Source organism: Prosthecochloris marina (assembly GCF_003182595.1).
Lineage (GTDB): Bacteria > Bacteroidota > Chlorobiia > Chlorobiales > Chlorobiaceae > Prosthecochloris > Prosthecochloris marina.
On record NZ_PDNZ01000003.1, the window covers coordinates 234,794 to 246,644 of the forward strand.

The window sequence follows — 11,851 nt, forward strand, 5'->3', positions numbered from 1 at the left end:
AGTCTGCCGACTTACAACCGGCGAAAGAATGATAATATCGGCAACCACCAAACAACCCAGACGGCCTCGACAATATTTCTTTTAGTCATTTTCGATTTTCCGACAGCACGGTCGATAAAAATGATCGGAACCTCATCAATTGTAAATCCTTTCTTCCATACCTTGAAATTCATTTCTATCTGAAAAGAGTACCCCTGTGATTTCACCCTGTCGAGGTCGATCTCTTTTAGAACACGGACCTGGAAACATTTGTATCCACTTGTTGGATCTGATACCGGCATACCGGTAATAAGCCTTGTATAGATACTCGCCATTTTCGACAGCACCAGCCGGCCGAGTGGCCAGTTAATGACATTTACCGTGTTGTTGATATATCGCGAACCGATAACAAGATCCGTCGTCAATGATTTTTCAAGCATGACCCCGATAACCTCAGGGTCATGGGAATAATCCGCATCCATTTCTATAACTCGGCAATAGTCATGCTCCAACGCATATCGGAAACCATCGATGTAAGCCGTCCCAAGCCCCATTTTCTCTGGCCTCTCCTTCAAGTACAGGCGCTTGTTCCGCAACTGCTTCTCTTTGACCAAGCCTGCAGTCCCATCTGGAGAACTATCGTCTATAATCAAAATATCGAGCATTTCCGGATAACGTGAGAAAATATCATCCAGCAGCTCTCCTATATTTTCAGACTCGTTATAGGTAGGAATAATTACCAGTGTTTTTTCGGTAGGCACTCTGCTCTCTATCATCACATATCAGTAGGTTAACACAATAAAAAAAGCATTGCCCAAGGACACGGACAATGCTTTATCAACGACTTTTTTACGCAAAACAGCTCCTACCTGTTCTCCTTGTGGAAACGGTGCAAAAAGCGCAAGTCGAAATCCAAACGCTCTGGCGGTGTATATGTAAAATCCAGAATCTCGCCATCAGGAAGAATTTCGATGAGAGCTCCTGTAGGACATTCGTCCGATGAGAAACATGCTGAGCAAGATATACAGGCATCCTGATCGATATAACAGCGAAAACCGTTTTCCTGTACATCACCGTAGAACTTGTAGCCTATTGCGTTTACCTTGGGCGGGCATTTGTCGAGACAGAGTCCACAACCGACACAAAGGTTTTCAAGAATAAAATAATGTTTCTTCGGGCGAGGAGCTTTCTTCTTGGCAACAGGTTTTGCCCCGGGTTTCGGAACACCCTTGGCTGCTGGAGCCGCTCCTTTCGGAGCAGGAACCCCACCTTTCGCTGATGGAGGTCCCCCTTTTGCTTTAGGTGCTGCTGGTTTAGGCTTTGCAACAGGTTTTGGTTTTGGCTTGACAATCGGGAGTGCCGATTCCATTCTGCGGCCTGTACGCCCTAGATTAACATCAAGAGTTACCATACGTTTTTTGGATACCGGCGAAGCCCCGGCTCCTTTCGGTACGGCAGCCTGTTTCGCAGCCGCTTCTGGCGTCGGCTTCACCTCAGGAGCAACCGCTTTCGCTTTGGGAGCCGGGGCTTTAGGTGCCGACGGCTTCGGCTTTACCGCTTCCTTAGCAGGCGCTGTACCCTGTTGTTTTACAGGATCGGCCATAAACCCTCCTATCTTTGTTAAATAACAATTTTTCTTTTTACCAAGGACGAACGAGAATTAAAGGAGCCGAATAACGGCTCCTTTACATCATCATCAGGCAATCAGCTTCATAAAAAAGTCGACCACCTGAGTCAACAGTTGCTGTCCTGCACCCGCAGCATCACCAACAGGTGGCAAAGCCGGAGTATCGGTTTGATAAAAACCGTTGGCAATGAACAGGAAGACCAGCATAAATGTACCGCCAAAATACAGGAATGTACCGGCAAGCTTCGAATCCGAAATCGTCAGTACAGGGAACCTGAAATTCACGTCACGATTAAGGAACTTCTTGCCAAGCCATCTGACTGTACGGGTCTGAATGTCAGCACCCTCGAGACGAGACCCTCTATCTTCAAACCAGACAGCAAAACTTATGAACCAGACAAGGTGACCGATCATCAGAATGACCGACAGATGAGAGCTCGAGAAGATCGTCACGGTTTCCGTCCAGAAGTAATAGAAAATACCGGCGGAATAGTGATGTGACAATCCGGCGACAGCGTCCCATGCTTTCGCGTCTCCTGCAGGCACACCATACATCATGGAAGCAATCCATGCGCCATCGATATACCAGCAAACGGCGGAAAGACCCTTAACACCCCACAACATCGCAAACCAGAGCTGATCCTGAATGGATACACCGCAGGTACCACCATATACAGGACCGAGGCACGGGAAGGAATAAGAGTTTTTCTTGAGACCGAGGTCATCCCACAACGGTGAAGTATGTGAGAAAAATGCAATACGAGCAAGAGCGATAAGCGAGAAAAGTGAACCGGCTACGATCACATGAGCCATGACCCAGTCGTTAATACTTGGATCCTCGAACATCCAGTGCAAAAACGGCAAAGGTTTGAGCCAGTAAAACGACATCATGATATTGGTGCCGAAAAAGTTCAGCTCACAGATAGTGTTCCACACAATAACCGCATAGACCGAAAGCATCGTAGCGAAACAAAGCGCCATGATGGTACCGAGAATCTTGACCTGTGCTTCCTGGTCGCGACCTTTGGCAACCCAGATGGACTTGATCTGGCTGTACAGGCCATTGATTTGAACTTTGAGCAGGTACTGCCCGCCATGATAAACACCTGCAAACACATAGAGAACGCCGCAGATGATATGGTTGAAAACAATCAGGTTGATGACAGTCCTGGCCATACCGAACGATTCACCGTTTTTGGGCAGAATCGCAAAGGCAGGAAACTCTTCAAACTCTTTGGACCCGGAAATAATCTGTCCACCTTCCTGTACAAAATCAAAACTGACACGGTTGAAGGGTTCACCGTAAATATAGAAAACCAACTTGTCCAGCTCGGCATAGAAAGGAGCGAACGAGTCCTGTTGGAAAGCCACAAAAGCAATGACACCAAGAGCGATGTTGATATAGCCGATAGCGGTGAGATGCACTGAAAATGCAGCTTTCATGTCATCATTGAGATGAATTGCTGCATTTGGCGGATTCTTCCACCAGTATAGGCCAAGTGCAAAAAAGACAATAAACCAAATGAACGACATGAAGGTTTCGGAGTTTATTGTCTGGAAATCAGGGATCGGCGCAAAACCAAGCACAAACCACATGAGCAATCCCCAACCGAGAAAGAGCAGTGACATGTAAACGGCGTGAGGTCCAAGAGCATCTTTATAGGTCTTGGCACTGGTACCTTGAAAAACAAGATCACCGAATTTACCCAGGAATCTGAACTCGCGGAAATTACCGGCACGCCCTGTAAAAGGGTTGGTGAGATTGTGCGTCCAGTGACGCCAGCCACCAAAAATAAGAATGGAACCCGAAATAAAATGCAACACCGCCCATCCAACGAGCTTCCAGGAAGCCGCCATCAAGTCTTCGGTCTTTGCACTATAGGTATCGATACCCAACGAAACCATTCGAGGCTTGATTGTCAGATAAAACCAGTTGTCATGAAATGCAGGCGCTCCATTCCACGGCAAAACCTGCATCCCCGACAAATAGTATATCCCCATAACAAACCCGAGCACACCAAGCAATGCCAGATGGCCGCCAACCACCTGTTCATCGTCAAGCTTTTCGGTATCAAACACCTGATACCACTTTGTTGACCGGGTTTCTGTTCGCTGAAACAGGAAACGCCTCATTTGCGCAGCATCCTTCTCCTTGATCACGGATGCCCCGGCAGGCGCTCCATTCCCCTTTGGAGGCGGAACCTTCCCTTTAGGAGGGGGCACCTTCCCCTTTGGCTTGACTCCAGTTGGATTCGCTTGATCAGCCATTGTATTCTCTCCTTTATTTGGACATATTAACTGGTTGAAAAAACCGTAAAGAAATATGAAGCTCGTCTTATAACTGCATGCAAATCAGAGAGTTCATGTGCGCAACCATTTCGCTAAGCTCAGCTTTGTATCGGGGTGTTACTGACCGGATCATTACCATGTGCTGCAGTTCTAAACAGATCGGGAAAAACCTTCAATGAAGCGATATCGACAATTAATTTACTAAAAAAAATCCCAGCTATTGTAGCGATTAAGATAAGAAAATTTATTTAATAATAAATTTTTTTGGGGTGGTTCTCCAGAAGGTATGGCAACCGGATCTGTTATAATAACTGAAGATACCGGCTCTGCCCAAACATTCCCTCCTGCGGAGCCCGGCCGAAATCATCATACAACCAAAACAGTCTATCATGCAAATCAATTTTGCGAAAATGTCGGGCGCCGGCAACGATTTCATCGTCATAGATACCATGCAGCAACCGGTCAACTTGACGGAACCTCAAATTCTCTCTCTCTGCACAAGAAGAACAGGCATAGGAGCCGATGGACTTATTCTCGTAGAATCTTCCGAAACACTCGATTTCAGCATGCGATATTACAACGCAGATGGAAAGCCGGGTTCAATGTGCGGCAATGGCGGTAGATGTGCAGCTTATTTTGCTTATACAACAGGGATCTCCGGCAAAACCGCCTCTTTCCAGGCAAATGGAGACCACTATAACGCATGGATAACCGATATTGAATGTGTGAAACTGAAAATGACGGTACCCGACGATTTCAGAAGTAATTTTTATGCTAACGGCTTCTCCTGCCATTTCGTCAACACCGGATCACCTCATACAATTATTTATACCGAGGAACTCGATACCTTCAATGTCGAAAATGCAGGGAGTGCTATCCGCAACAACAGTACACTGTTCCCGGAAGGCACCAATGTGAATTTTCTTGAAGTTACCGGACCCGATACGCTTTCCGTCAGAACATTCGAACGCGGTGTGGAAGCCGAAACACTTGCATGCGGAACCGGAGCTGTCGCCGCTGCGTTAATGAGCTACAAACTGGAAAAAGTATCATCGACCAGCATCAGAGTAACTGTAAGAAGCGGCGATACTTTACACGTCGATTTTTCAGACGATATGAAAGAGGTTTTTCTTTCCGGACCTGCGAAAGTAGTCTATACGGGCACCGTGAACGTTTGATGGTTTGACAGAATATTACCCTTGACATTGTGATGCCGGAAAAAGCGAAATTTTATCATGCACTCCAGGCTCATGTAGCACAATGTGATCTGTGTCATCATTTTTGCAAGATACGCGATGGCCGTTACGGCTTTTGCCGAACCCGGGTAAACCGGGGAGGAAAACTTTTCACCCTGAATTACGGGCACCCTGCTGCGATAGGAACAGATCCTGTTGAAAAAAAGCCTCTTTATCATTTTCTACCGGGCAGCCTGACTTTTTCCCTTGGAACCTATGGCTGCAACTTCAGGTGCGACAACTGTCAAAACTGGGAAATCAGCCAAAAGTCGGGTCACGATAGACAACCACCGTTCCGAACCGCAGTCTCTGTTGTCCAGGCTGCTCTTGCAAGAGGATGCCCATCCATTTCCTTCACCTATAACGAACCGACGATATTCGCAGAATACGCACTGGACATCATGAAGCCCGCCCGATCAGCCGGTCTGAAAAATATCTGGGTGAGTAACGGCTATATGTCGGATTACTGTCTGGATACGGTGGCACCATTGCTTGACGCGGTAAACATTGATCTGAAGTCAATGGATGATGCGTTTTACAGGCGAACATGCAGCGCTCTCCAGCGCCCCGTTTTGCAAAACCTTAAACGCCTTGCCCGCTCGGACATACACCTGGAGATAACAACCCTGTTACTTCCCGGTTTATCCGACTCTCCCGAAATGCTCCGGCGCCTTGCCGATTTCATTGCAGTGGAACTCGGGCCTGAAACGCCATGGCATCTTTCATCTTTCGTTCCCTGGATTTCATGGAAATCACATGACATTCCGGCTACGACAGCAGAGGGCACCGAAACGGCTCATGCGATTGGCAAAAAAGCGGGACTCGCCTATGTTTACGACCAGCACCATCACACGAGCACTCTCTGCCCAAAATGTGGGACAACCATTGTGGAACGGCACCGCTATACAACGATACGTCATGACAAAGCAGGCAGTTGCCCTGGATGCGGTTATCCCATCGTCACACAACGCTGATGGAAAAAGACATGGCACCATCGACTCGACATCCTGCTTTTTCAGGCTCATTCTACCCTTCCGATCCAAATGAACTCACGGCTCTCATTGCAGCTCTCCTGGAGAGCCGGCCTGAAAAAAAGCCCGAAAAAAGAAAAATCAGGGCAATCATGGTTCCCCATGCCGGCTACAGCTACAGCGGTGATGTCGCTGCCGTAGCCTACAATGCACTATCGAACTGCACCGTTCAAACGATTTTTCTGATCGGAAACGCCCATAGCGCACTGTTCGAAGGAATCGCACTCGATGAAAACGAGACCTGGACCTCTCCTTTGGGAAACGTTCCGGTAAACACAGCTCTCGTGAGAAAATTACATGAACGTTATCCTGAATTTGTTCAGCTTTCAAAGAGAGCACACCAGTCGGATCATATTCTTGAAGTGCAGCTTCCTTTTCTTCAGCATTCCCTGGAACCTGGTTTTAGCATTGTTCCGTTGCTTTTCGGCAACAATCCACCGGAAATCTATGATACCTGCGCGACAATCCTTTCATCAGTTCTACAAACCGGCGACCTTGTCATAGCAAGCACGGACCTTTCTCATTACCCGTCCTTTCACAACGCCAACGTCGTTGACAGTAGAACCCTTGAATACATTGCAAGAAAGGATATCAATGGCCTCGAGAAACACGTTCAAAGAACGTTGATGCAAAACATTCCCCGGGAAGAAACGCTTTTCTGCGGACCGGATACTATTAAAACCCTTCTGCAGCTCGCCAAACGTTTCGGCTGGACAACAGAGGTGCTTTGCTATGCAAACAGTGGCAACAAGTCTTTTGGCGACAGGGAAACTGTCGTTGGCTATGGTTCGGTAGCTTTTTTCGATGTGTTTACATGACCCATCTTCGATGAATGTTCCTGAGTGCCAAAACGAAAAGAAGCAGTATAAAAAGGAACATCATCAGAAAATCGAATGAAAGCGGCATCATATTGTTTCCGGCAATAGCCCCGTGCAAAATGTCCGCACCATATGTCAGAGGAAGCAGAAATGAAAGAGGTTGCAGAAAATCGGGCAGTTCACTGATTGGAAAAAACAGCCCACAGAGAAACATCATTGGAAATCGAAAAAAATTGGAAAATGTCTGTGCCTCGAAAACCTCACTGACCGATACAGCAATGAACATGGCCAGAAATGTCGAGACCACGGCAATCAGAATTACTGCAGGGACAATCGCCCCCCAAACAAATGCGGAAAAATCCGTTACAAGAACAAAACCGATAATAAAAGGAACAAAAGCATTGAGGATTCCGAAAAGTATCGCTCCGCTTGTCTTGGAGAGCATCAAAAGTCCAAGAGGAATCGGAGCAAGCAGCAAACGCTCAAAAGCTTTTGCCTTGCGTTCAAATGTTACTGTTACAGCCAACATGGAAGTTGTTCCGAACAAAATGGAAATCGAAACCATACCCGGAAGTAAAGAGAGAATATTCTCCGAACCCATGCCCGATTTCACGAAAAACATCCCTGTCCATACGAGGGGAAAAAGCAACCCCCAGCTGATATTCGGCGGCTTGAGGTAATATGCCCGCATATCCTTCATAAGGATACTCATGAACGCTGTAAGCAGCTTTCCTTTCCTATCATTTTCTCCGCGAACGACCATTACTCTATTTATCCATTACCCCCGCCTTGAGACCGGTAACCCTCACAAAAACATCCTCGAGCGACAACGCCGTCCTTTTGACCTCTGCGACTTCAAATCCTTGATCCTCAAACAACCGCACAACTGCTCCTACATTGATCTTTCCGGTTGATTCGATGCGAATCCCTCCATTGGCCGCTCGATCAATGCTGTAGTCAGGAAAAAGATTGCCAAGCACCTTCAGATTCGGAACCTCCGGCCCCAAAACCGAAACCTGCACCACTTCCCGATCCTCCACAGGCTTTAAAAGATTATTCACGGAATCAACCCTGACAATCAATCCATTCACCATAAAGGCGATACGATCACACATTCTTTCAGCTTCTTCGATATAATGTGTCGTCAAAAAAATGGTGGTACCTGAACGATGCAGTTCTTGCAGAACTTCCCGGGTCAGACGGGCACTCTGCACATCGATCCCTGTTGTAGGCTCATCAAGGAAAAGTATCGGAGGAGAGTGCATTATCCCGGCAGCGATGGTCAACCGCCGTTTCATACCTCTTGAATACCCTGAAAACCGTCTTTCCGCCACCCCGGCAAGGCCAAACAGTTCCAGCAGTTCGCCTGCCCTTGCCTTCCGCTCTGTCAACCGCATGCCATACAGCCCTCCGCAGAAACAGAGATTGTCATACCCGCTGAGCTCGGGATAAAGATTGCTTTCATCAGGTACCACACCGATAAGGTGTTGTGCCGATTTCGGTTTTTTTGCACAATCGATACCCCCGACCGTAATCGTTCCGGCATCGGGACGCGCCAATCCTGTCAACATGTTGATTGTAGTGGTTTTTCCTGCCCCATTGGGCCCGAGAAATCCGAAAAGCTCACCATCCATGACGTCGAAGGATATCCCGTCAACGGCCACCACATCTCCGAATGATTTCCTGAGTCCTGAAACTTTTATGCGCGTTTTCGACATCGCCTTTATTAATAATAGGTTACCCACCTCCCTCACTGGCTCAGAAAGTCACCATGATACCAGGCTTCCCAGAAGAAGTTCATAGCAACGCCCCATCGACACAGGGCAGATTCAAAGTACATCGAGCTCCGATCTCCTCAGTGGCTTCCAAAACCATTTGCGCACACCTGTATCCTGATCGAACTGTTTTTTCAGTATGTCATATCCCCGATGATCGACAAAAAACCACCCCAGCAATGACAATGTAACCCATGCGTAATCACTGATATTCAAGAGTGCTATCCCACCTTTCTGGACAACAAGCATCCAGGCGGCAATGATAATGGTCAAGATGCTTAATCCTTTAAAACCATACTGGTAGAAAGGATTACGCATGCTTTTGACAAAGCATTCGAACGTTTGTTCATCATGACAACCGTGTCGACTGAGAAAATGACCGATCCTGCGCACCGACCAAAGTTCACGAAGGATGAAACAGTCGCAGACCAGCGCGACAAACGGCGCTATATAGACCGTTCCGAACAAAGTGATATCCGAAACCCCCTGTGAACCGATGATATCAATTTTTCCAATCGTTCCGATACCAAAAAGTGTTGTCAGAAACGTTAGCTTTGTCATATCGATCCTTGAACGCCTTTCGAGCGTTTGCAAAATCTCCTCGTGTAATTTGTCCTCGAAGTTCATTGTTACCTCCTGGAGCGTCATTTGTTGGCAAACCATTCAGAAGCAAAAATTACGCAATTCCTTGCACTTCCAGGCACACGCTGTCGCAAGGGAGATTTAAGGAAACTCTTACCATACCGTTATAAACTTCATGACCCGGGCTTAACGAAAGAAACAACTCCCCTCTTGCGCATAATCCTGTAAATACGTTCCGCCTTTCGCCGAACATATGGCGAAGCACTCTCAGGCGTGTACTTGCGTGGATTGGGTAGCACCGCAGCAAGCCTCGCCGCTTGCCGTGCAGTAAGCGACCGGGCTCTTTTCCCGTAGTAATACAACGCTGCTTTTTCGATACCGAAAATTCCATCGCCCCATTCGACAACGTTGAGGTAAAGCTCCAGGATTCTCTTTTTGGACAAGCTACGTTCGAGGCGCCATGTAAGTATCGCTTCTTTGATCTTTCGAACCGGGTTTTTTGAAGGTGAAAGATAAAGATTCTTGGCAAGCTGCTGGGTAATTGTACTGGCACCGAAAGCAAATCGCCTCTTTTCGATGTTTTTTTCAATCGCAAGCTCAATTGCCCCATAATCAAAACCGTCATGCTCCCAGAACTTGTCATCTTCCGATATCAGCACAGCATCTTGCACATAACGGGAAATGCGTGTAAGCGGCACCCAATCCTTACTGATTGTTTTTTCATCCCCTTCAATTTCCCACTGCCGTTCTCGATACTGCATAAAGGCGGTTTTTTCAGGGTTGTTCTCCTGAAGCTCTTTAACATCCGGAACAAACCAGTATCTGCCTATATCGAAGAGCACCAGGAGCAGAAAAAGCCCTATTATTTGCGTAATCAGTTTCATCGGAGTTGGGGATTTTGCAAAAAAACAGTCCGGCATTGCATCCCGGTCATGAGTTTTTTATCATAATCTTTTACGTGACTTTTTTTGCCGGTCATTCCTCGTGGCAAACGGAAACTATATTTCCACAATGGCTTTTCGATCCAGATTACTTATATGCCATTACTATGTATCACTGAACCAATCAAAGATAAACATGAAACGCTTTTTTTCACCTCTTGTGCTCGGAGCATTATTGATCGTTTCAACAACAACTTTCTCCGCATGTCAGCAGCAAACCGATCCTGTTGCCGAAAAACAGCCTGAAGCAGCTGAAGCACCGAAAATTCCTGCCGAAACAAACACCGGGTCCGTTCCAGAAAGTAACCCTGAAATCATTGCACAAAAAGAAGCAGCCGAAGCTGCCCGGCAAGAAGCGGAAACAATCTATCAAAACAACTGTCAATCGTGTCACTCGATGACACCACCGGCAATAAGCGCCCCCCCGATCGTCGCTCTTGCCGGGCAGTACCGAGCCCGCTACAGCAAAAAAGCTGGAGCGGTCGCCGATATGGTATCGTTCATGAAAGAGCCATCGGTAGGCAAATCCATCCTTGGCTCTTCAACGTTTGAACGCTTCGGTTTGATGCCGGCGATATCCTTGCCGGATGAAGAACTGGAAAAAGTCGCCGGCTGGCTCTGGGACCAATACGATCCTAATTTTCAAGGTGGCGGCGACTGCCAGTAGAAAACCGTATGTATACCGCGCATGAAAAAAGAGGCTGATCCACGACAATCGGTCACCATGCATACGTTTCAGGCAGAGAGTCATGCCGCACTTGATGCGGCATCCATACTGACTTTCTTTGCAAAATGGATCCTCGGGTCAAGCCCGAGGATGACTACATGAAGAAAAATTGCAGGACCAATGAATCAGCCTCTTTTTTGTGCTGTTTTATAATGACACCCGAACCGAATATCTTGTATTTATGCGTTCCTTTTGTTGGTAGTTTTCAAAGAACCAGATATCCATGAACATGAAACGCTTTTTTTCACTTGTCATTGCCGCTACAGCAGTTTTTTCAACCGTGCCTTCTTTCTTTCACAACGCTTTTCTCCGATCCGCAACTGCTGCTGAAAACACGGTAGCTGATCAATTGAGCGGCGAGCAGCTTTATCAGAGAAACTGCGAAGTATGCCATTCCATGCATCCTCCTGCAAAAACAGCACCTCCCATTGTCAGACTTGCCTCGCGCTACAGAATGCTGTATGGTAACAAGGAAGATGCCGTAAACGCAATGGTTTCATTCATGAAGACTCCCGATGCAAGCAAATCCGTTCTCATGCCTCGAGTCATAGAACGTTTCGGTTTGATGCCGGCGATGTCCTTGCCGGATGAAGAATTGGAAAAAGTCGCCGGCTGGCTCTGGGACCAGTACGACCCCACTTACGACAAACAAAGGGGTTATTACCGTTAATGGCAAGCACCTTTACTGAGAAAAAATAGAAGTAAACACAGATGTTCCAGGCGGGAGAGAAAAGAAGTATGTACCCTTGGGCAGACTCGAACTGCCGACCCACAGTTTAGGAAACTGTTGCTCTATCCACTGAGCTACAAGGGTATGGGATTCAATGTAATACTTTTCCCTATCCAC

13 protein-coding genes and 1 tRNA gene are annotated in these 11,851 nt (G+C 47.1%); 6 read left to right on the forward strand and 8 right to left on the reverse strand.

Going from position 1 to position 11,851, the window contains the following annotated elements:
• Positions 1-11: 11 nt before the first annotated feature.
• From CR164_RS05395 to CR164_RS05405, 3 genes are all read right to left on the reverse strand, one after another.
• Positions 12-755, reverse strand: a complete 744-nt coding sequence (locus CR164_RS05395; protein ID WP_110022907.1) for a polyprenol monophosphomannose synthase — start codon at positions 753-755, stop codon at positions 12-14.
• A gap of 89 nt (positions 756-844) precedes the next feature.
• Positions 845-1,582, reverse strand: a complete 738-nt coding sequence (locus tag CR164_RS05400; protein WP_110022908.1) for a 4Fe-4S dicluster domain-containing protein — start codon at positions 1,580-1,582, stop codon at positions 845-847.
• Positions 1,583-1,675: 93 nt separating this feature from the next.
• Entirely contained in the window at positions 1,676-3,874 is a 2,199-nt protein-coding gene (locus tag CR164_RS05405; RefSeq protein WP_110022909.1) for a photosystem I psaA/psaB family protein, read from the reverse strand.
• Between the two features lie 410 nt (positions 3,875-4,284).
• Between CR164_RS05405 and dapF the strand changes: the two genes are divergently transcribed.
• Genes dapF through amrB form a run of 3 tightly spaced genes read left to right on the forward strand, consistent with a single transcriptional unit; the run spans position 4,285 to position 6,979 of the window.
• Complete coding sequence (dapF, locus tag CR164_RS05410) at positions 4,285-5,073, forward strand: diaminopimelate epimerase (protein WP_110022910.1); 789 nt, start codon at positions 4,285-4,287, stop codon at positions 5,071-5,073.
• Between the two features lie 32 nt (positions 5,074-5,105).
• Positions 5,106-6,104 carry an AmmeMemoRadiSam system radical SAM enzyme gene (gene amrS / locus CR164_RS05415; protein ID WP_110022911.1) on the forward strand — a complete coding sequence of 333 codons (999 nt, stop codon included), beginning with the start codon at positions 5,106-5,108 and terminating at the stop codon, positions 6,102-6,104.
• Positions 6,105-6,115: 11 nt separating this feature from the next.
• The gene (gene amrB, locus CR164_RS05420) at positions 6,116-6,979 is read left to right on the forward strand and encodes an AmmeMemoRadiSam system protein B (RefSeq protein ID WP_110023053.1); all 864 of its coding nucleotides are present in this window, start codon (positions 6,116-6,118) and stop codon (positions 6,977-6,979) included.
• Here amrB and CR164_RS05425 read toward each other — a convergent pair.
• The 4 genes from CR164_RS05425 to mtgA form a co-directional block, all read right to left on the reverse strand.
• Positions 6,972-7,742 (reverse strand): ABC transporter permease, encoded by a 771-nt coding sequence (locus tag CR164_RS05425; protein ID WP_110022912.1) that lies wholly within the window; start codon positions 7,740-7,742, stop codon positions 6,972-6,974. The genes amrB and CR164_RS05425 overlap by 8 nt on opposite strands.
• 4 nt (positions 7,743-7,746) lie before the next feature.
• Entirely contained in the window at positions 7,747-8,697 is a 951-nt protein-coding gene (locus CR164_RS05430; RefSeq protein WP_110022913.1) for an ABC transporter ATP-binding protein, read from the reverse strand.
• Between the two features lie 111 nt (positions 8,698-8,808).
• Positions 8,809-9,381: a hypothetical protein gene (locus CR164_RS05435; protein ID WP_146204140.1), complete on the reverse strand. Its 573-nt coding sequence runs from the start codon at positions 9,379-9,381 to the stop codon at positions 8,809-8,811.
• 128 nt (positions 9,382-9,509) lie between these two features.
• Positions 9,510-10,220 (reverse strand): monofunctional biosynthetic peptidoglycan transglycosylase, encoded by a 711-nt coding sequence (mtgA, locus tag CR164_RS05440; RefSeq protein ID WP_110023054.1) that lies wholly within the window; start codon positions 10,218-10,220, stop codon positions 9,510-9,512.
• Between the two features lie 193 nt (positions 10,221-10,413).
• On the opposite strand from mtgA, the gene CR164_RS05445 reads away from it, so the two are divergent.
• The 3 genes from CR164_RS05445 (at position 10,414) to CR164_RS05450 (ending at position 11,674) form a co-directional block, all read left to right on the forward strand.
• A complete protein-coding gene (locus tag CR164_RS05445; protein WP_161953486.1) occupies positions 10,414-10,944 on the forward strand; it encodes a c-type cytochrome in 531 nt (176 codons plus the stop codon).
• Positions 10,945-10,965: 21 nt separating this feature from the next.
• Positions 10,966-11,106 carry a hypothetical protein gene (locus CR164_RS12990; RefSeq protein ID WP_153303685.1) on the forward strand — a complete coding sequence of 47 codons (141 nt, stop codon included), beginning with the start codon at positions 10,966-10,968 and terminating at the stop codon, positions 11,104-11,106.
• Positions 11,107-11,227: 121 nt separating this feature from the next.
• A complete protein-coding gene (locus CR164_RS05450) occupies positions 11,228-11,674 on the forward strand; it encodes a c-type cytochrome (RefSeq protein ID WP_239994467.1) in 447 nt (148 codons plus the stop codon).
• Positions 11,675-11,745: 71 nt separating this feature from the next.
• Here CR164_RS05450 and CR164_RS05455 read toward each other — a convergent pair.
• Positions 11,746-11,818 (reverse strand) — tRNA-Arg (locus CR164_RS05455).
• Positions 11,819-11,851 lie beyond the last annotated feature (33 nt).

Excerpts from the sequence above, each read along its gene's own strand:
- CR164_RS05395 (WP_110022907.1), bottom strand. The coding sequence starts at position 755 with ATGATAGAGAGCAGAGTGCCTACCGAAAAAACACTGGTAATTATTCCT.
- CR164_RS05400 (WP_110022908.1), bottom strand. The coding sequence starts at position 1,582 with ATGGCCGATCCTGTAAAACAACAGGGTACAGCGCCTGCTAAGGAAGCG.
- CR164_RS05405 (WP_110022909.1), bottom strand. The coding sequence starts at position 3,874 with ATGGCTGATCAAGCGAATCCAACTGGAGTCAAGCCAAAGGGGAAGGTG.
- dapF (WP_110022910.1), top strand. The coding sequence starts at position 4,285 with ATGCAAATCAATTTTGCGAAAATGTCGGGCGCCGGCAACGATTTCATC.
- amrS (WP_110022911.1), top strand. The coding sequence starts at position 5,106 with ATGCCGGAAAAAGCGAAATTTTATCATGCACTCCAGGCTCATGTAGCA.
- amrB (WP_110023053.1), top strand. The coding sequence starts at position 6,116 with ATGGCACCATCGACTCGACATCCTGCTTTTTCAGGCTCATTCTACCCT.
- CR164_RS05425 (WP_110022912.1), bottom strand. The coding sequence starts at position 7,742 with ATGGTCGTTCGCGGAGAAAATGATAGGAAAGGAAAGCTGCTTACAGCG.
- CR164_RS05430 (WP_110022913.1), bottom strand. The coding sequence starts at position 8,697 with ATGTCGAAAACGCGCATAAAAGTTTCAGGACTCAGGAAATCATTCGGA.
- CR164_RS05435 (WP_146204140.1), bottom strand. The coding sequence starts at position 9,381 with ATGAACTTCGAGGACAAATTACACGAGGAGATTTTGCAAACGCTCGAA.
- mtgA (WP_110023054.1), bottom strand. The coding sequence starts at position 10,220 with ATGAAACTGATTACGCAAATAATAGGGCTTTTTCTGCTCCTGGTGCTC.
- CR164_RS05445 (WP_161953486.1), top strand. The coding sequence starts at position 10,414 with ATGAAACGCTTTTTTTCACCTCTTGTGCTCGGAGCATTATTGATCGTT.
- CR164_RS12990 (WP_153303685.1), top strand. The coding sequence starts at position 10,966 with ATGAAAAAAGAGGCTGATCCACGACAATCGGTCACCATGCATACGTTT.
- CR164_RS05450 (WP_239994467.1), top strand. The coding sequence starts at position 11,228 with ATGAACATGAAACGCTTTTTTTCACTTGTCATTGCCGCTACAGCAGTT.